General features: G+C 64.4%; 16 protein-coding genes. 9 read left to right on the top strand and 7 right to left on the bottom strand.

Going from position 1 to position 17,228, the window contains the following annotated elements:
- Positions 1-187 precede the first annotated feature (187 nt).
- Positions 188-2,152 carry an acyl-CoA dehydrogenase family protein gene (locus tag AADZ55_RS19340; RefSeq protein WP_085326483.1) on the top strand — a complete coding sequence of 655 codons (1,965 nt, stop codon included), beginning with the start codon at positions 188-190 and terminating at the stop codon, positions 2,150-2,152.
- Positions 2,153-2,198: 46 nt separating this feature from the next.
- Positions 2,199-3,203 (top strand): glutathione S-transferase family protein, encoded by a 1,005-nt coding sequence (locus tag AADZ55_RS19335; protein WP_085326482.1) that lies wholly within the window; start codon positions 2,199-2,201, stop codon positions 3,201-3,203.
- 19 nt (positions 3,204-3,222) lie between these two features.
- On the opposite strand, the gene AADZ55_RS19330 is transcribed toward AADZ55_RS19335, so the two are convergent.
- Both AADZ55_RS19330 and AADZ55_RS19325 read right to left on the bottom strand, forming a co-directional pair.
- On the bottom strand, positions 3,223-3,711 hold the full coding sequence (locus tag AADZ55_RS19330) for a DUF2771 domain-containing protein (protein ID WP_085326481.1): 489 nt from the start codon (positions 3,709-3,711) through the stop codon (positions 3,223-3,225).
- Positions 3,708-5,354, bottom strand: a complete 1,647-nt coding sequence (locus AADZ55_RS19325; protein ID WP_085326480.1) for an MFS transporter — start codon at positions 5,352-5,354, stop codon at positions 3,708-3,710. Before AADZ55_RS19325 ends, AADZ55_RS19330 begins: the two co-directional genes overlap by 4 nt.
- A 136-nt stretch (positions 5,355-5,490) precedes the next feature.
- Between AADZ55_RS19325 and AADZ55_RS19320 the strand changes: the two genes are divergently transcribed.
- Entirely contained in the window at positions 5,491-6,300 is an 810-nt protein-coding gene (locus AADZ55_RS19320) for a DUF3027 domain-containing protein (protein WP_085326479.1), read from the top strand.
- Here AADZ55_RS19320 and AADZ55_RS19315 read toward each other — a convergent pair.
- Together AADZ55_RS19315 and AADZ55_RS19310 are read right to left on the bottom strand one after the other, a co-directional pair.
- Entirely contained in the window at positions 6,297-6,752 is a 456-nt protein-coding gene (locus AADZ55_RS19315) for an SRPBCC family protein (protein WP_085326478.1), read from the bottom strand. The two genes, AADZ55_RS19320 and AADZ55_RS19315, sit on opposite strands and share 4 nt — an antisense overlap.
- Before the next feature lie 30 nt (positions 6,753-6,782).
- Positions 6,783-7,058 (bottom strand): DUF2530 domain-containing protein, encoded by a 276-nt coding sequence (locus AADZ55_RS19310; RefSeq protein ID WP_085326477.1) that lies wholly within the window; start codon positions 7,056-7,058, stop codon positions 6,783-6,785.
- A 132-nt stretch (positions 7,059-7,190) separates the two neighbouring features.
- On the opposite strand from AADZ55_RS19310, the gene AADZ55_RS19305 reads away from it, so the two are divergent.
- Genes AADZ55_RS19305 through AADZ55_RS19295 form a run of 3 tightly spaced genes read left to right on the top strand, consistent with a single transcriptional unit; the run spans position 7,191 to position 8,795 of the window.
- Complete coding sequence (locus tag AADZ55_RS19305; RefSeq protein WP_085326476.1) at positions 7,191-7,622, top strand: MarR family transcriptional regulator; 432 nt, start codon at positions 7,191-7,193, stop codon at positions 7,620-7,622.
- The gene (locus AADZ55_RS19300; RefSeq protein ID WP_085326475.1) at positions 7,619-8,500 is read left to right on the top strand and encodes a TrmH family RNA methyltransferase; all 882 of its coding nucleotides are present in this window, start codon (positions 7,619-7,621) and stop codon (positions 8,498-8,500) included. The genes AADZ55_RS19305 and AADZ55_RS19300 overlap by 4 nt, the downstream gene beginning before the upstream one ends.
- 10 nt (positions 8,501-8,510) lie before the next feature.
- Positions 8,511-8,795, top strand: a complete 285-nt coding sequence (locus AADZ55_RS19295; protein ID WP_085326474.1) for a DUF2537 domain-containing protein — start codon at positions 8,511-8,513, stop codon at positions 8,793-8,795.
- Here AADZ55_RS19295 and sepH read toward each other — a convergent pair.
- A complete protein-coding gene (gene sepH / locus AADZ55_RS19290; protein WP_085326473.1) occupies positions 8,792-9,547 on the bottom strand; it encodes a septation protein SepH in 756 nt (251 codons plus the stop codon). The two genes, AADZ55_RS19295 and sepH, sit on opposite strands and share 4 nt — an antisense overlap.
- Positions 9,548-9,693: 146 nt before the next feature.
- On the bottom strand, positions 9,694-10,824 hold the full coding sequence (gene serC, locus AADZ55_RS19285; RefSeq protein WP_085326493.1) for a phosphoserine transaminase: 1,131 nt from the start codon (positions 10,822-10,824) through the stop codon (positions 9,694-9,696).
- A 235-nt stretch (positions 10,825-11,059) separates the two neighbouring features.
- Here serC and AADZ55_RS19280 point away from each other — a divergent pair, with 235 nt between their 5' ends.
- The gene (locus AADZ55_RS19280) at positions 11,060-12,082 is read left to right on the top strand and encodes an AurF N-oxygenase family protein (protein ID WP_085326472.1); all 1,023 of its coding nucleotides are present in this window, start codon (positions 11,060-11,062) and stop codon (positions 12,080-12,082) included.
- 17 nt (positions 12,083-12,099) lie between these two features.
- Positions 12,100-13,815: an FAD-dependent oxidoreductase gene (locus AADZ55_RS19275; RefSeq protein WP_085326471.1), complete on the top strand. Its 1,716-nt coding sequence runs from the start codon at positions 12,100-12,102 to the stop codon at positions 13,813-13,815.
- Here the strand turns inward: AADZ55_RS19275 and AADZ55_RS19270 are convergent.
- Positions 13,812-14,267 carry a VOC family protein gene (locus AADZ55_RS19270; protein WP_085326470.1) on the bottom strand — a complete coding sequence of 152 codons (456 nt, stop codon included), beginning with the start codon at positions 14,265-14,267 and terminating at the stop codon, positions 13,812-13,814. The genes AADZ55_RS19275 and AADZ55_RS19270 overlap by 4 nt on opposite strands.
- A 1,472-nt stretch (positions 14,268-15,739) precedes the next feature.
- On the opposite strand from AADZ55_RS19270, the gene AADZ55_RS19265 reads away from it, so the two are divergent.
- Positions 15,740-17,215, top strand: coding sequence for an Ig-like domain-containing protein (locus AADZ55_RS19265; RefSeq protein WP_085326469.1), 1,476 nt, complete (start codon positions 15,740-15,742; stop codon positions 17,213-17,215).
- Positions 17,216-17,228: the final 13 nt, after the last annotated feature.

Here is a 17,228-nt window from a genome sequence, read left to right as displayed (position 1 = left end):
CGCATCTGCTGGCGCTACGAGACGGGCTAGCCGTGCGCCGGGCAAGTTGACCTGGCTCGGGCGACCCGGAACGTACCGGCGCGCCGAAAAGCTACCGACGCGTAACTTTCGACGTCCGCGCGCCGTAGTATTCGGACAGGTACTGGGTACTCAACCTTCGAAGTGGTTCGTCAGCAAGGAGGCGGCGATGACACAGCAAACGCAGGTTACCGAGGAGCAGGCACGGGCTCTTGCCGAGGAATCTCGCGAAAGTGGTTGGGATAAACCGTCCTTCGCCAAAGAGCTGTTCCTCGGCCGGTTTCCCTTGCAGCTAATACACCCATTTCCCAAGCCGTCCGACGCCGAGGAGGCTCGAACCGAGGCGTTTCTCGTCAAACTGCGGGAATTCCTCGACACCGTGGACGGCAGCGCCATCGAGCGTGATGCCCAAATTCCCGACGAGTGCGTGAAGGGTTTGGCCGAACTGGGTTGTTTCGGCTTGAAAATTCCCGCCGAGTACGGCGGCTTGAACATGTCGCAAGTCGCCTACAACCGGGTACTGATGATGGTGACGACGGTGCATTCGAGTCTTGGCGCATTGCTCTCCGCGCATCAGTCCATCGGAGTACCCGAGCCACTCAAGCTGGCCGGGACTCCAGCACAGAAGCAGCGGTTCCTACCGCGGTGTGCGGCCGGCGCCATATCGGCGTTTCTGCTCACCGAGCCGGATGTGGGCTCTGATCCAGCGCGCATGGCGTCCACGGCGACGCCGATCGACGATGGACAGGCTTACGAGCTAGAGGGTGTGAAGCTGTGGACCACCAACGGTGTGGTCGCCGAATTGCTCGTGGTCATGGCCCGGGTACCGCGCAGTGAAGGGCACCGCGGGGGCATCAGTGCCTTTGTCGTCGAGGCCGATTCACCCGGAATCACAGTGGAGCGGCGCAACAAGTTCATGGGGCTGCGCGGCATCGAGAACGGTGTGACCCGGCTTCATCGCGTCCGAGTGCCCAGCGAAAACCTGATTGGCAGGGAAGGTGACGGTCTGAAGATCGCGCTGACCACACTCAACGCCGGCAGGCTGTCGCTGCCGGCGATTGTGGACGGGGTAACGAAGCAATCGCTGAAGATTGCGCGGGAATGGTCCCGCGAGCGGGTGCAATGGGGAAAGCCGGTTGGCCAACACGAAGCGGTAGCCAGCAAGATCTCGTTCATCGCCGCTACCAACTACGCACTCGATGCGGTGGTGGAGCTGTCCAGTCAGATGGCCGACGAAGGCCGCAACGACATCCGGATCGAGGCCGCGCTGGCCAAATTGTGGTCCAGCGAGATGGCCTGCTTGGTTGGCGATGAGTTGCTACAGATCCGCGGTGGCCGGGGCTACGAGACTGCCGAATCCCTCGCGGCACGTGGTGAGCGTGCGGCGCCAGTGGAGCAGATGGTGCGGGATCTGCGGATCAACCGCATCTTCGAAGGATCCAGTGAGATCATGCGACTGCTCATTGCGCGTGAAGCCGTCGACGCACATCTCACTGCGGCGGGTGATCTCGCCAACCCTAAAGCTGATCTACGCCAGAAGGCCGCAGCGGCGGCAGGTGCAAGCGGGTTCTACGCAAAGTGGTTGCCGAAACTGGTTTTTGGTGAAGGCCAACTACCCACAACGTACCGTGAGTTCGGCACGTTGGCGACACATCTGCGTTTCGTCGAACGTTCCGCACGCAAACTGGCCCGCAACACGTTCTATGGGATGGCCCGCTGGCAGGCCAGTCTGGAGAAAAGGCAAGGATTTCTCGGACGCATCGTGGATATCGGCGCGGAGCTGTTCGCCATGTCGGCGACGTGTGTTCGTGCCGAGGCGCACCGCGTTGCAGATCCCGTCCAAGGCGAGCAGGCGTACGAACTGGCCGAGACGTTCTGCCAACAGGCCACGTTGCGGGTGGAGGCACTGTTTCATGCGCTGTGGTCCAACACCGACAGCATCGACGTTCGTTTGGCCAACGATGTGCTGGACGGCCGTTACACCTGGTTGGAGCACGGGATCCTCGATCAGTCAGAAGGCACCGGACCGTGGATTGCGCCGTGGGAGCCGGGACCGTCCACCGAGGCCAATCTGGCTCGGCGGTTTCTGACGGTAGCAGCCACGGAATCGCCATCAACCGAGGTCAAATTGTAAGGCACCGTTCGATCTTCGATCGACTGGGTGGTGCAGGATTACGGCCATGGGCTCATACGTCTCCGGGATAGGCGAATTCAACCGCGACACCAACTACATCACCACTCGGATTACCGCCGACGGACGGGACGGCTATCCGGTAGAGCCGGGCCGCTATCGGTTGGTTGTTGCGCGTGCCTGTCCGTGGGCAAACCGCACGATCATCGTCCGGCGGCTGTTGGGCTTGGAACGGGTTCTCTCCATTGGATTTTGCGGCCCCACTCACGACCAACGCAGCTGGACGTTCGACCTGGACCCCGGCGGTATCGACCCGGTGCTCAGGATCCCACGGCTGCAAGAGGCCTACTTCAAGCGGTTTCCGGACTACCCCAAAGGCATTACCGTCCCGGCGATCGTCGATGTCCCCGCGGGCGCCGTGGTCACCAACGATTTCGCCCAGATAACCCTGGATTTCGCCACCGAGTGGGCGGCTCATCACCGCGACGGCGCGCCACAGCTGTACCCGGAAGGGTTGCGTGCTGAGATCGACGAGGTAAGTCGAAGGATCTATACCGAGATCAACAACGGGGTATACCGCTGCGGCTTCGCCGGCTCGCAAGGGGCCTATGACGCGGCATACGACCGGCTATTCACCGCGCTGGACTGGGTCAACGATCGGCTGAGGAACCAGCGATACTTGGTGGGCGACACCATCACCGAGGCCGACGTGCGGTTGTTTACCACGCTGGCCCGGTTTGACCCGGTCTACCACGGACACTTCAAGTGCAATCGATGCAAACTGTCCGAGATGCCCGTGTTGTGGGCCTACGCGCGCGACCTGTTCCAGACACCGGGTTTTGGTGACACCGTCGACTTCGTCCAGATCAAGCAGCACTACTACATGGTGCACACCGACATCAACCCCACCGGCATCGTGCCTAAGGGCCCCGAGCTGGCCGGCTGGCTGTCTCCGCATGGGAGGGAAGCTTTGGGGGGCAGGCCTTTCGGTGATGGATACCCGCCGGGACCGCCGGTCGATGGCGAGCAGGTGCCAGCCGGCCACGGCGCCTAGCTGAGGAGTCGATGCCGTGTCAAAAGACAAGGCGCACCGACCATTCCGCGTGTGGAACGTCGTGTAGTTCACCCGAGGCGTCGACCACCAACGTCAGCAACTGCACGACAATCCCGATCAGCCGCCCGCGTTGCGGGTCGACCGTGGGGATGGTGACCGCCAGCCGGGTGTCGGGCCGGAATAGGGTTGTGGTTGTGTTGGCAGGGTTCTCGTAGACCTGTAGCAATCGCCAGGGCGCGCGGGAAATGGCCTCGGGCACTGAGAGCTGCACCGGGTAGCGTTCGCTCACCGGTAGTTCGCCCTGCGCCTGCGGTGTCCGACAGTCGTTGAGGTCGAGCACGTTGCAGTACAAATAGGGCCCGACGCGGGTCAGGTGTCCGTGCGAGTACACACTGATTTTGGGTTGCTGCACGTCGTGCCCGCGCGCCAACAGCCACGCTCCGGCCCCGGCCGCCGCCGAGAGCAGAATCACCAGGACCGCGATCAGCGCTGCGACACCGCGCTTCACTGCGGCGTTACCGCCGCACCGCGACGCGTCGTCTCCTGTTCGGCCATCACAGGCCGATTGCCGCCCAGACCCGGGATCAGCGAATCGCCGCGGAAACTGACGACGGTCTGAGCCAGACCCAAGATCAGCAGCGCGCTGACCGCGGTGAAGCCCACCCACAGTTCGGTGTAAATCAACACGCCCACCGCACCGCCCAGGACCCAGGCCAGCTGAAGAGTCGACTCGGAACGCCCGAACCCCGATGCCCGCGACTCCTCGGGTAGGTCGTGCTGCAACGAGGCGTCCAGCGAGGCTTTGGCAATTGCGCTGGATCCCGACGTGATCAGGGTGGCAATCGTGGCCACCAGCAGGTTGCCGGCCACAGCGGCGGCAACGGCCAATACCGTCACCACCACGGTGCAGCGCACCACCAGTACAGCGGGCCTGCCCAGTTGCAGGCGCGCGCTGGTGAAGTTTCCGGCGAAATTGCCGACTGCGGCCGCGGCGCCGATCAGGCCCAGCATGCCCAGCTGCACCCATCCGTTGGCTTCGTGCGCCTTGGCGACGAATGCCGGATACAAGAACAGGAAGCCGACCATCACCTTGATGGTGCAGTTACCCCACAACGAGGTAATGATGTTGCGACCCAACGGCTGTCGAAGTGTTCCCCCGAGGTTCTTGACTTCCTCCGGCCAGTTTCGTCGCAACCTGCGTCTATCCCGGTGATAACTCAACGTCGCCGGGACTTCACCTGCGGTTACCTCAACCCAGCGCGGAATCCGCATCGACAACGACGCTCCGGCGATCGTGATTGCGACGACCACGAACAACGCGCCAGGCAGCTGGAACAGGTGGGTACACACGAACTCGACGCCGGCCGCGACGGCACCGCCCGCGATGGTCCCGCCGAGCAAGCCGAACACGGTCAGCCGCGAATTGACCCGCACCAAGTCGATCGTCGGCGGCATCACCCTGGGTGTCACCGCACTGCGCAGTACGCTGAACGATTTCGAGAACACCATCATGGCCAGCGCACAGGGATACAGCACCCACGACGGGAAGCTGCCGGTGGCGCCGTCGTAGTTCATGATCAACACCACCGCCAGCGCGGTCCGCAGTCCAAACGACAACGCCAACGCGACACGACGACCGTGCTGCAGTCGGTCCAGCGCCGGACCGATGAGCGGAGCGATCACGGCGAACGGCGCGATGGTGATCAACAAATACAGAGCGACCTTGGACTTGCTCTCCCCGGTGGCCGCCGCAAAGAAAAGTGTGTTTGCCAGTGCTACGGCCATTGCCGAGTCGACCGCAAAGTTCGCCATTACCGGCCACGTCAGCGCTGTCAGCCCGGACTTGTCGGCGCCGTCGGCGGTAGCGGCCCTGTGCACCAGCAAGTACATCCGAGAACCCATTTCGCGGCTTCGCAGGGCCGCAGCGCGGGTGACGGTGATCCGCTCGCCCGGCCGCATACTCCGCGGCGGTTCGCTGCTACGTTCGGATTCTGATTGCTCGCCCAGAGGCGGGAGGTAGCGGTTCGCGCTGGGCATCGGCGGCGGGCGACGCGATCGACGATAGTTGGCCTCGTCGGGTGGGTAGTTGGCCATACCGGGGTGCCCATTGACCGATCCGTTTCGGGTCCGGCGGCCCGGCGTTGAGGCCATCCGGCCCGGATGATCACCTCGCCGTTCAGACACGATTCAATTCTGTCTTATCCGGACTCACCGCGTGGGCAACCGGGTGTGGCTCGCCAGCCGTGTCTTCCGGCAGTATTAGAGGCGCGTACAGAGAGGGGACAGCGTGACCGGACCCACCGAGGAATCTGCTGTGGCGACTGCGGCCGAGCGGCCCGAAGGGTTGGCGGCGCTGCTCACCGGTGCGGTCGACCAGGCCAGGGCCGCCGTTGTGGAGTTCAGTGGCCCGGAGGCGGTCGGTGACTACCTGGGCGTCACTTGCGAGGATGCCAACGCCGCCACCCACCGGTTCCTGGCCCATCTGCCTGGTTACCAGGGGTGGCAATGGGCCGTCGTCGTGGCGACCTATGACGGTGCCGACCATGCCACAGTCAGCGAGGTGGTGTTGGTCCCTGGGCCAACCGCATTGCTGGCGCCGGACTGGGTGCCGTGGGAGGAGCGGGTGCGGCCGGGAGATTTGAGCCCGGGCGACCTGCTCGCGCCGGGTAAGGATGACCCGCGGCTGGTTCCTGGCCACACCGCCAGTGGCGATGCGCAGGTGGACGAGATCGCCGCAGAAATCGGGTTGGGTCGGCGCTGGGTGATGAGCGACTGGGGCCGCGCCGAGGCAGCCGACCGGTGGCACAACGGCGACTACGGTCCCGGCTCGCCCATGTCGCGGTCGACGAAACGAGTGTGCCGCGACTGCGGTTTCTTCCTACCGCTGGCCGGGTCGCTTGGCGCGATGTTCGGGGTATGCGGCAACGAATTGTCCGCCGACGGGCATGTCGTCGACAAGCACTATGGCTGCGGCGCCCATTCCGACACCCCCGCTCCGGCGGGTAGTGGCTCACCAGCGTACGAGCCATACGACGACGGCGTGCTCGACATCATGGCGAAGCCAGCCGAGGAGTCTGGCGCCGAGCCGTCCGACTAGGTTTTCTCGGCGGCCGTCTTGATGTTTGCCAGCGAGGCATTCATGCCTTCGACCAGTTCTCGTTCGAAGTTAGTCGTACCGCCGAAGAGCGCGTTCACCGACAGGTTTGAGAACGAGCTGACGCCATTTTCCGCGTGGCGGCTCTCGGTCACCCGGGTGCCATGGGCGTTCGGCTCGAGTTCGTAGCTCCAGATGCTGCGATTGGAGTCGACCCGGAACGCCAGTTTCTGCTCCGGGACGATCTCGACAACCGTGCACGTCGTGGGCCAGAACAGATGGTTGCGGCGGTTGAGATTGATGGTGCGGGTGCCCTGGCGCAATGGGCCGATGGGCCTCATCCACCGGCATTGCGGGCTCCATTGCGGCATCCGCCGAAGGTCGGATATCAACGCCCAGACCTTCGCGGCGGGCGCATTGATATCGATTTGCGCTTGCAGGAGCGGGGCCACCATTCATCCTCCCAGGGATGCAACCGTCGTTGGCTAGTTCGGGTCGAGATATGTTTCGAGTCCGGCCTGTGCGCCGCGTGCGCCACGGCGGGCAGCGGCAAGTTGCCACACGAAAATGCCCGTTCCGAACAACCCCGTTCCCAGCCCGGCGACTGTCACCGGACGCCAACTCTCGAGGCCAGGTACGAGGAATGCGGCCACCGCGGCCGCTAGCCAGGCCAGCGCGCCGACCACGATGACCGGCCACACCTCGAGCAGCGCGGGTGGTAGCGACGGCGGCTCGTGGACCTGGCCAGGTTCGACGCTCATCGCGATTCAACATAGCCCGGCGACGATGCGGGCCGCGAGTGGCCCGGGAAGGAGCGGGCGGTTAGGCGGGAAGGAAGGCGTCGTTCGCCGTTTCTGACGCCCGATTCTTGAGTTCCGTTGTAACCTCGCGCTGTGCCTGACAGCGATGCGCGGCTGGCTAGCGACTTGTCGCTGGCGGTCATGCGGCTGGCCCGCCAACTGCGGTTTCGAAACCCGTCGTCGCCCGTCTCGTTGTCCCAGCTCTCAGCGTTGACGACGTTGGCCAATGAGGGAGCGATGACGCCCGGTGCATTGGCGATTCGTGAACGGGTCCGGCCGCCCTCGATGACCAGGGTGATCGCCTCTCTAGCGGACATGGGTTTCGTGGATCGCGCCCCGCACCCCATTGACGGCCGGCAGGTGCTGGTCTCGGTGTCCGAGTCCGGCGCCGAACTGGTCAGGGCGGCACGGCGGGCCCGGCAGGAGTGGCTGGCCGAGCGGCTCGCAACGCTGGACGCCAGCAAGCGTGAAATCCTGCGCAGCGCCGCCGATCTAATGTTGGCCCTGGTCGACGAAGGCCCGTGACCGAACGCCGCTGTGCCCAGCGCTCGGATGGCCCCGATGTTCAGGATGTCAGCGATCCCGACGACCCCCGGCTTGACAATTTCCGTGATTTGAACAGCATCGACCGCCGTCCAGACCTGCCGACCGGCAAGGGGCTGGTGATCGCCGAGGGCGTGCTGGTGGTGCAACGCATGCTGGCCTCACGGTTCACGCCGCTGGCTTTGCTCGGGACCGACCGCCGGCTGGCCGAACTCAAGGACGATCTGGCCGGTGTCGGCGCGCCGTTCTATCGAGTATCGGCCGACGTCATGGCCCGGGTGGTCGGCTTCCATCTCAATCGTGGGGTGCTGGCCGCCGCTCGTCGGGTGCCGGAGCCGAGCATTGCTCAGGCGGTCGCCGGGGCCCGCACCGTCGCAGTGCTCGAAGGTGTTAACGACCACGAGAACCTGGGCTCGATCTTTCGCAACGCGGCAGGGCTGAGCGTGGACGCGATAGTGTTCGGCGTCGGCTGCGCCGATCCGCTCTACCGTCGCGCGGTTCGGGTCTCTATGGGGCACGCGCTGTTGGTCCCGTATGCGCGGGCACCCGACTGGCCCGCGGAACTGGTGATGTTGAAGGAGAGCGGTTTTCGGTTGTTGGCGATGACACCACAACGCGATGCGTGGCCACTGCCGGAGGCGATGGCCGCGGTGTCTGACGAACGGATCGCGCTGCTGGTGGGCGCAGAGGGCCCGGGCCTGACGGCGGCTGCACTGCGCATCAGCGATGTGCGGGTGTGCATTCCGATGTCGCGGGGCACCGACTCGCTCAACGTCGCGACGGCGGCCGCGTTGGCGTTCTACGAGCGGGCTAGGCTCGGCGAGGTGGCGGGCCGAGGAGTAGCGGGGCGATCAGATTAGGCTCGGGCCCGTGAGTGACAAGCACGACCAATCCGTGCCCTGGGCAACGGGTTTGGCGGTGGCCGGCTTCGTCGCCGCGGTAACGGCCGTCGGAATTGCGGTGCTGAGTCTCGGACTGATTCGGGTGCATCCACTGTTGGCCGTCGGCCTCAACGTGGTGGCGGTTGGCGGGTTGGCGCCGACCCTGTGGGGCTGGCGCCGCACCCGGGTGCTGCGCTGGTTTGTGCTCGGTGCAGGAGTGGGCGTGGCGGTCGGGTGGCTGGCGCTGCTCGCCTTGACGCTGGGGAGCGGCTAGCGATGCCCGCCTGAGCGCACCCCGAGCAGCACGTCTTCCCAGGCCGGTATGGCCGGTTTGCCCCGTCGGCTGCTGACCGGCTGTGCGGACGGCGCCGTGGGCGCCGGCTGCGCGGGCTCATCGAAGTCGAGGCGGGCGACCGGCGCCAACGGCCGCAACGGGCGATTGAAGGCGGGGTCGATCAGTTCGCTGGCCGCATCGTCGATCGCGGTTGCCGTTCCGCCGTGGGCGCCAGGGGTGAATCGGAAATGCGCCAGATTGTCGGAGCGGCCCGCCTTCCAGGCAAGCTGCACCGTCCAGCGACTGTCTTCGTTGCGCCAGGCGTCCCAGGTGACGCTGTCGGGGTTCAGGCCGCGCGTCACCAGGGCGGCGGTGATCGTCTCCAGCAACGTCAGCACCGCGGGGCCGTCGGCGAAGACCGGGTGCGCTGCGGTTGCCAGCTCGGCGGCGCGCGAGCGTTCCAGCAGCACGGGGTGGGCAAACCGGCGGATCCGGGCAATGTCGGAACCCGAAGACGCGGCGACCTGTTCGACAGACGCGCCAGCCCGAATTCGCGCCTGGATCTCTTTCGGGCTCAGCATGTGGGTGATCTCGATATCGAGCTGCGGTTGCTGCAGCGGCGCGGAGTCGCCCCGCAGCGCCGCCCGCAGTCGGTCATCGACCGGCAACTTGAACTGTTCGGACTGGGTATCTCCCTGACAGATGATGTGTTCGCCGTTGGCATCGAGCCCAACCACTTTGAGTTCCCGCATGGTTTCTCCTCGCAGGCTCCGAGCAGGACAACGCTGGACCTGTTACCTGCGCACTTTAGTGCGCTAAACGCCGTTAACCTTGTTGACACGCGGAGGTGTCTTGCCGGAATGACGCACGCCGACCGGCGCGCCCGGTCGTAGCTGCGTTAAAGCCGTTCGACCACCCAGTCGACGCACGCGGTGAGGGCGCTGACGTCATCGGGATCGACCGCGGGGAACATCGCCACCCTGAGCTGGTTGCGGCCGAGTTTGCGATACGGCTCGGTGTCGACGACGCCGTTTGCCCGCAAGATCTTCGCGACGGCCGCGGCGTCGACGTCGTCGACGAAGTCGATGGTGCCCACCACCTGCGAGCGCAACCCGGGGTCGGTGACGAACGGGGTGGTGTAGGGCCGCTCTAGCGCCCACGAGTACAAGCGCTGCGACGAGTCCGCCGTGCGTTTGACCGCCCAGTCCAGCCCGCCGTTGCCCACCAGCCAGTCGATCTGTTCGGCGAGCAGCGCCAGCGTGGCGATCGCCGGTGTGTTGTATGTCTGGTTCTTCAAGCTGTTCTCGACCGCGATCGGCAGCGACAGGAAGTCGGGAACCCAGCGGCCGGACGCCGCGATGGCCTCGATCCGGCGCAGTGCGGCCGGGCTCATAATCGCCAGCCACAGTCCGCCGTCGCTGGCAAAGTTCTTCTGCGGTGCGAAGTAGTAGGCATCCGTCTCGGCGATGTCCACCGGTAGGCCTCCGGCGCCGGAGGTGGCGTCGATGACGACCAAGGCGTCGGCCGAGCCCTCGGGACGGCGCACCGGCACCGCGACCCCGGTCGAGGTCTCGTTGTGGGCCCAGGCGATCACGTCGACTGAGGGGTCCGTTTGCGGCTCTGGCGCGCTGCCGGGATCCGCCTTGATGATGATCGGGTCGCCGATGAACGGATTCTTGGACACCGCGGATGCGAACTTCGAGCTGAACTCGCCATAGGTCAGGTGTAGCGAGCGCTTATCGATCAGCCCGAAGGCCGCCGCGTCCCAGAACGCGGTGGCACCACCATTGCCCAATATGACCTGATAGCCGTCCGGCAATGCGAATAGCTCGGCCAGCCCCGATCGAACCCGGCCCACCAGATTCTTGACCGGCGCCTGCCGGTGCGAGGTGCCGAACAGTGCCGCTGCGGTGGTGGTAAGCGCGTGCAATTGCTCGAGCCGGACCTTTGACGGGCCGGACCCGAAGCGGCCATCGCGGGGTTTGATCGCGGCGGGAATTTCCAGGGCAGGGGTGAGCTGGTCGGCCATGGCCATCAGGGTAGTGAGGCGATCCCAACCTGGGCTGAACGGCCCGACCCGGGGAAGGCATCGGCGACCCATAGTCCCAGGCTGAGCCGCCGGAATATCCGTTCGGTGTGAGCGAGCCCACATCGGTGGACACTGTGGGGGTTGGGTCACAGCGAGCGGAAGGTCTGGATAATTCCCGGTACCAGCGGTACTGTGTTCATTACCCGTGCGAGCGCAAACCTCATTGGAGGCTTCGATGGATAGGACGCGCATGGTTCGGCGTTGGCGCCGCAACATGGAGGTGCGGGACGACGCCGAGTATGTGGAAACGCTCGCCATACTGTCCGAGGGGTCGGTGCGGCGAAACTTCAACCCCTACACCGATATCGACTGGGCATCACCAGAGTTTGCTGTCACGGACAACGATCCTCGGTGGATTCTCCCGGCGACCGATCCATTGGGCCGCCACCCGTGGTACCAGGCGCAGTCGCAGGAACGACAGATCGAGATCGGGATGTGGCGCCAGGCCAACGTGGCCAAGGTCGGGCTGCACTTTGAATCCATCTTGATTCGTGGCCTGATGAACTACACCTTCTGGATGCCCAACGGCTCACCGGAGTATCGGTATTGCCTGCACGAATCGGTCGAAGAGTGCAACCACACCATGATGTTCCAGGAGATGGTCAACCGCGTCGGCGCGGACGTTCCAGGGATGCCGAGGCGGTTGCGATGGATTTCACCGTTGGTGCCGCTGTTGGCCGGCCCATTGCCGGTGGCATTCTTCATTGGCGTGCTCGCCGGGGAGGAGCCCATCGACCACACCCAGAAGAACGTGTTGCGTGAAGGCAAGTCGCTGCATCCGATCATGGAACGGGTGATGTCGATCCACGTGGCCGAGGAAGCGCGGCACATTTCGTTTGCTCACGAGTACCTGCGCAAGCGGCTGCCGCACCTGACCGGGATGCAGCGGTTCTTTATCTCGCTGTACTTCCCGATGACGATGCGGATGTTGTGTAATGCGATCGTGGTGCCGCCCAAGGCATTCTGGGACGAATTCGACATCCCGCGCGAGGTCAAGAAGGAATTGTTCTTCAGCTCGCCGGAGTCGCGAAAGTGGTTGCGCGACATGTTCGCCGACGTCCGCATGCTGGCTTACGACACCGGATTGATGAACCCGATCGCTCGGCTGGTGTGGCGGATCTGCAAGATCAACGGCAAGCCGTCGCGCTACCGGAGCGAACCGCAGCGCCAGCACTTGGCCGCTGCGCCGGCTGCATAACCTGGTACGAGTTCTCTATGCCGCACGTAATTACTCAGTCGTGCTGCAACGACGGGTCCTGCGTCTTCGCATGCCCCGTCAATTGCATTCACCCGACGCCGGACGAGCCCGGCTTCGCGACGTCGGAGATGCTCTATATCGATCCGGTGGCCTGCGTGGACTGCGGTGCCTGTGTGAGTGCCTGCCCGGTCGGCGCAATCGCGCCCGATAGCCGGTTGGGCGCGGAGCAACTGCCGTTCGTCGAGGTCAACTCGTCGTTCTACCCGAAGCGGGCCGCGGGCGTAAAGCTACCGCCGACGTCGAAGCTGGCGCCGGTGATCCCGGCCGCCGAGGTGCATGCGCGTCGTCAGCCGCTGACGGTGGCCATCGTCGGGTCCGGTCCCGCGGCCATGTATGCCGCCGATGAGCTGTTGGTCCAGCACGGAGTGCAGGTCAACGTCTTTGAGAAGCTGCCGACGCCCTACGGTCTGGTGCGCGCCGGGGTAGCGCCGGATCACCAGAACACCAAAAGGGTCACGCAACTATTTGACCGGGTCACCCGTCATCGCCGCTTCCGGTTCTATCTCAATGTCGAGATCGGGAAGCACCTTAGCCATGCCGAGCTGCTGGCCCACCACCACGCCGTGCTGTATGCGGTCGGCGCGCCCGACGACCGCCGGCTGGATATCGACGGGATGGGTCTTCGGGGTACCGGTACCGCCACGGAGCTGGTCGCATGGATCAACGGGCATCCCGACTTCAGCGATCTGACAGTCGATCTCAGCCACGAGCGTGTCGTGATCATCGGCAACGGCAATGTCGCCCTCGACGTGGCGCGGGTACTCACCGCCGACCCGAACGAGCTGGCCTACACCGACATCGCCGACCATGCGTTGCGCGCGTTCCGCAATTCTGCGGTCCGTGAGGTGGTAGTCGCGGCCCGCCGCGGACCAGCCCACTCGGCGTTCACCCTGCCCGAGCTGATCGGGCTCACCGCCCGGTCCGACGTCGTGCTCGACCCGAGCGATCATCAGCGAGTTCTCGATGATCTGCCAACCGCTGCTGATCCATTGACCAGGAACAAGCTGGAGATCTTGAGCGCACTGGGTGTTGCGGATGCGCGGGCGCCCGGGGCGCGGCGCCCGCGCATCCGGCTGGCCTACCGGCTTACGCCTCAGCGCGTTCTCGGGCAGCAGCGTGCCACCGGGGTGGAGTTCTCGGTCACCGGAACCGACGCGGTGCGCCAGCTCGATGCCGGCCTGGTGCTGACGTCGATTGGCTACCGCGGCAAGTTGATTCGCGACCTGCCGTTCGACGAGGAGGCCGCGGTCGTCCCGAACGACGGTGGACGTGTGATTGACCCCCGCACCGGCGAACCGGTGCCCGGCGCCTACGTCGCGGGCTGGATTAAACGCGGGCCGACCGGGTTCATCGGCACGAACAAGTCCTGCTCTTTCCAGACCGTGCAGGCTCTGGTCGCCGACTTCAACAGCGGCAGGCTGGCCGACCCGGTGGCCAAGCCGACGGCGCTAGCTGAACTGGTACATGCCCGCCAGCCCGAAGCCGTCGGCTCCGCGGGATGGCGGGCCATCGATGCTGCCGAGATGGCGCGCGGCAGCGCCGACGGCCGGCCTCGCAACAAGTTCACCGACGTCGCCGAGATGCTCGCGGCGGCAGCCACCGCGCCGCAGGCGCCGCTGCGGCGCCGTCTGGTGGCCCGGCTGCGTGATCTGGCTCAGCCGATTGTCGGCTAACCCGCTTGCGCTGACATGGCCGCTTGGATCTCATCCATGCTGACCTCGCGTACTGGCTGTCCAAGCGACCAGTGGTGGCCAAACGGGTCGACGACCACACCGTAGCGGTCTCCCCAGAACTGGTCCTCCAAGGCGGTCACCACGGTGGCGCCGGCGTCCAGCGCACGCTGGAACTTGGCGTCGACGTCGGTGACCGTTAAATGAATGGTGACCGGCGTTCCGCCCAGCGACTTCGGCGTCATGGATTTGCCACCACACATCTCCGGGAAGTCGTCGTTGAGCATCAGCATGAAGCCGTTGATACGCAGCGCGGCGTGGATCAGTCTGCCGTCGGGTCCGGGCACTCGCCCCAGTTCGACGGCGTCGAAGGCTTTCACGTAGAAGTCGATCGCCGCGGCAGCGTCGTCGACGACGAGGTGTGGGGACAGAGCGGGTTCGACGTTGAGCGCCATGGTGCCTCCTTGTTGTTGGTGTCCTCGGACCAGTCCCGCGCCGGACTGGCACACGGATACTGACCCGGGCCGCGATGGAAAATCATCGCGGTGACGCCATTCAATCGCGGGGCACCGACAATTATCTCCGTCGGCCCCGTCGGCACCGTCGGCCCCGTCGGGCCCGTCGGGCGCGGGCGATCGCTTAGCAGTCGTGCTGTTGAGTGTGATGGAGCAAGGGGGAGGCGGCCGTCGCCGAGGTCCGTACCCGGCCGGATGTTGGTTCAGCCGTCCAGCGACCAATGGCCGCGGCCGGGTCATAGCTTTTGGTCACCCGACGACGGCGAATGCTGGTCTGTTCCCCATCTGTGTTGGGGAACGCGGTCGCTGTCCTACACCCGCATCCCAGCCCCACCCTCTTCGACGAACACTTTTCCATCACAACATGATTGCTTCCTCATAGCGACACGAGTACTTTTCGGTCTCTACACGAATACTTTTCCATCACAACGCAAGTCGAGATTCCCGACCTTCAACTCAAGCCACTTCCCGCAGCACCCCGTTGCGGCCCAACCACGAGACGCCTTCGCGGCGGGGCCAACCGACTGTTGGGCAACGGCCTCTGCACCCGCCGGCGACGCCGGACCGTCAATGCGGGTCGCACTGTTAAACCTGCTTCCGACTCGCCATCAGCAAAGACCATCGACAGCGACAACCAACTCGGCTCCCCGACCGGAGGGGGCGAAATCAGAGTCAGGACAGGCTATCTGGGGCCGCTCATCGATCAACGTACCGCCACTTGCCACCGGTTTCCGACATGGGCAGATTCCGTCCCAGGGTCTAGGCCTGCTCGACCGCATGCGCGCGGAGCCGCGCCAGATCTACCCTTCATGCAGACGAATTCTGTTATATACCAATCGGACCCGATCGATCTCCCAGCCGCGGCGGTTGACCGTCTCGCGTCGCTCATCAAGCACCATGTGCACAGCAGGCTTTTGTGTAGCTCGCGAGCAACGTCAGCAACACGCCGATCCTGGCTGATCACCCGGTGCGGCATCTACAACCTGGTACTCAGGGCAAACGGCCGCAGAGGTGGTGGCAAACAATGGTGCTGACCGGGACGGAACCGCATCCGGCTAACTCAGTAGTCCACCACCGGAGGGGAACCTTAGGATCGTCAAGTGCTCATGAGCTGCGCGAATTGCGATGGCGTTCAAGTCGATCGAGACCGCATAGCTACGCCAGCCCGCCCTGGATGCACCGCAGCTGTCCGTGCTCGTTCTGAGCGTCGGAGCGGCGTTCGAAAGCGCGAGTATGTGGGACGCGACGACGACAGAACGGAGTCCGGCGGACCCCAAAGATCGTCATTGACATTCGCTTCGACGACGCGGGAGACTTCGCTCCACATTACGGACCGATTGGTTGCGCACTCCGAACATTGGGTGCTCCTGAAACTACCCGAACTTTAACCAGTGGGCGCACAAGGAGAATCGATGGATCACGCCAAAAGCATCGGCAGGGTCGGCGCGTTAGTGGTTGTCGTGGGGGTGGGTGCGGCGGTGGCGGTAACCCACGCGATCAGCAATGCCGAGCCAACGGATGCGGGCTCGTCAAATGGTGATTCGCGGGTGGATGTGCCGTCGCCGTCGGGTGGGTCCGGCACCCTGTTGGCTGCGACACCGGGCGCGGGCTTGTCACCGGGTAGCCTGCCGCAGCTCGATCCGGGCAACATTCCTGACGACATCCTTAATTACCTGATCGACTTTCTAGCCGGAGTGCACAACGGGATTGTGCCAATTGTCTCCAACCGTACGCCCGTCGCGACCCCGCAACAGTTCAGTGTCCCTCAGGGCGGTACCACCGGCCCGATCCCGTTTGACGCGTACGACCCGGACGGAAACAGGATGACCTTCACGGTGCGGGCGCGTGGCGCACCCGGCGGACCCCAGCACGGTGTGGTGATCGTCGACCAAAAGACGGACAGTTTTACCTATACGGCTGATCCGGGTTTCGTTGGCAGCGACACCTTCACCGTCTCCGTCAGCGATGACACCGACCTTCATGTGCATGGTCTGGCGGGATATTTGGGTCCGTTCCACGGGCACGATGACGTCGCCACCGTGACGGCTTTCGTCGGAGCCACCCCGACCGACAAGATTAGCGGTGACTTCAGCATGGTCACCTACAACATCGCGGGGCTGCCCTTCCCGCTATCCAGCGCAATTTTGCCGCGCTTCTTGTACACCAAGGAAATTGGGAAACGCCTCAATTCTTACTACGTCGCCAACGTCCAGGAGGACTTCGCCTACCACGATTTCCTCACCAAGAAATCCAAGATGCCCAGCCAAACACCGCCCGACCCGCCGACCTTGCTGTGGCCCATCGGTGTGCCCTTCTCCGACGGGCTCAATACCCTCGCGGAGTTCAAGGTGAAAAGGCTCGACCGGCAGACGTGGTACAAGTGCCACAGCGACAACTGCCTTACCCCTAAGGGCTTTACCTATAGCCAAATGCAACTTGCGGGTGGGGAAACGGTCGACTTGTACAACCTGCACGCCAATACCGGTGGTGGGGCGGATACCAACGCCAACTTCGCGCAGCTCGCTAATTACATCCAGCAGAACTCCGCGGGTCGCGCGGTCATAGTCACGGGCGACTTCAACGCCCGATACTCCGACGACCAAAGCGCCCTTCTGCAATTTGCCGCGGCCAATGGGCTGACCGACGCCTGGGTGCAGGTGGAGCACGGCCCGACCGCGCCACCCTACGCACCCACGTGTGACGACCGAAACGAGTGTGAGCTGCTTGACAAGATCTTCTATCGGAGCGGCCAAGGAGTGATGCTGCAGGCCACCAGCTACAGCAACGAAGCGGCGAAGTTCCTCAACTCCAAGGGACAGCCGCTGTCAGATCACAGTCCTCCAGCGGTCCTCTTCCACTACGTCGCTGACAATGTGGCGGTTGGGTGACCGGGGTTTGCCC

Source organism: Mycobacterium decipiens (assembly GCF_963853665.1).
Taxonomy (GTDB): domain Bacteria; phylum Actinomycetota; class Actinomycetes; order Mycobacteriales; family Mycobacteriaceae; genus Mycobacterium; species Mycobacterium decipiens.
Note: the sequence above shows the minus strand (reverse complement) of the source record. Positions and strands in the feature narration are given on the sequence as shown.